At 55.6% G+C, this 1,488-nt stretch carries 2 protein-coding genes and 1 pseudogene; all 3 read right to left on the bottom strand.

Going from position 1 to position 1,488, the window contains the following annotated elements; translation table 11 throughout:
* Positions 1-53 precede the first annotated feature (53 nt).
* Positions 54-521, bottom strand: coding sequence for a putative pterin-binding protein (locus ABT171_RS41565; protein ID WP_351252140.1), 468 nt, complete (start codon positions 519-521; stop codon positions 54-56).
* Entirely contained in the window at positions 518-964 is a 447-nt protein-coding gene (locus tag ABT171_RS41560; protein ID WP_025304940.1) for a GNAT family N-acetyltransferase, read from the bottom strand. Before ABT171_RS41560 ends, ABT171_RS41565 begins: the two co-directional genes overlap by 4 nt.
* 300 nt (positions 965-1,264) lie before the next feature.
* Positions 1,265-1,488 (bottom strand): annotated as a pseudogene (locus ABT171_RS42110) (hypothetical protein); the annotation flags it as partial.

The raw sequence follows: 1,488 nt of genomic DNA, 5'->3' as shown, positions 1-1,488 counted from the left end.
AAGAGAACAAGGCAACCAACGCGATAAGACTACCGATCAGATGTTTGCTCATCTTATTTCATCTCCAACCGTTTAACTTGCCAGACGGATTTCGCATTCACAACCAGGTGATTCAGCTCAGCGTAGCCATCGCGCGGATAAATAATGGCGAATGGCCCCAGCTCCCCCACGTCGATCGGCTTACCGCCGCGCAGATAGGCGACAATCACGCGGTATTTAATCATCTCGTCAATCGGCATCGAGTAGGAGTAATCGTCCCAGGCGAAAGCGCGCACCGACTGGCCTTTCAGATGATAGGCTTTCACCAGCTCAGCAAACTCAACGCCGGTAAACGTATCTTCCGGGGTGAAATTGGTCGAGGTTTTAATCGTGTGCGGCGGCATCGCCTCCAGCATCTGCCGGGTGATTTTGATCTTCTCGCCGTCGAGCGGTTTCAGATAAAAATAGTCAACGGCCGCATACAGCGGCGCGCTAAACAGCGAAAGCAGCAGTAACGTCATCAATCCTTTGATTTTCATCATTCACCCTCTTTGCGTTTCACCAGTTCGGCCTGGCCAAATTCATCCTGCCCGACCACGACCCAGCCGTGACGTTGATAAAAGCCTTCGGCCTTGGAGCCGAGATCGGTGGTTAAGTGGATCGCTTCGGCGCCGTGCTCAAACATCCAGTGAGTGACCCGTGCCAGTAAGGCAGAGCCGATCCCCTTAGACTGGTATTCCGGCTTCACGAACAGGCCGCCGATCAGCGGTTCAGGGATGAATAACCCGAAGCCAACGCCGGCATAGTCGTCGCCATACTTGCAGATCCAACCGCCGCCCTGGTTGATGTCCTCCAGCGCCTGTTTGCGCTGCAGATACTGGACCTGATGCGGATGCAGCAGGTTTTCTTCAACGGAAAAGCGGATCTCATACAGGTATGGCAGGTGTTGCGCCGTCAATTTTTCGAAGGTAATGAGGCTGTCCATGTTTCACACTGTCCTTAATTGTCAGATAAAAAGCGCCGGTCAATTTCTGCTGGAACCATAGTAGCAAAGTTTGTCTTAACCCGGCACGAGGCGAAAAAAAACCGCCCCCGAAGGGGCGGTTTATCTGGCGATGGGCCCGGCGTACCGGGCCCGCGGCGCGGATGACGATTACTCGTCGTCGCTGCCGCCCAGGCCTGCGTTGAGCAGCTCGGCCAGGTTAGCCGTCGCTTCTTCCGCGCTGACTTGCGGAACAACCGGCGCTTCACCCTGAGCACGGCGACGCATACGATCCTGATGATAAGCGTAACCGGTACCGGCTGGGATCAGACGGCCCACGATAACGTTCTCTTTCAGGCCACGCAGTTCATCACGCTTGCCGGCTACGGCAGCTTCGGTCAGAACGCGCGTCGTTTCCTGGAACGATGCAGCGGAGATGAAGGACTCGGTCGCCAAGGAAGCCTTGGTGATACCCAGCAGATCGCGCGAGAAGGTTGCCGCGATTTTACCTTCAGCTTCCAGCTGAC

Source organism: Streptomyces sp. NPDC001851 (assembly GCF_040297165.1).
Taxonomy (GTDB): Bacteria; Actinomycetota; Actinomycetes; order Streptomycetales; family Streptomycetaceae; genus Streptomyces.
The sequence above is the reverse complement of the archived record's forward strand: the minus strand, read 5'-3'. Positions and strand labels throughout refer to the sequence as shown.

Coding starts and splice junctions, on each gene's coding strand:
- ABT171_RS41565 (WP_351252140.1), bottom strand. CDS start 521: ATGATGAAAATCAAAGGATTGATGACGTTACTGCTGCTTTCGCTGTTT.
- ABT171_RS41560 (WP_025304940.1), bottom strand. CDS start 964: ATGGACAGCCTCATTACCTTCGAAAAATTGACGGCGCAACACCTGCCA.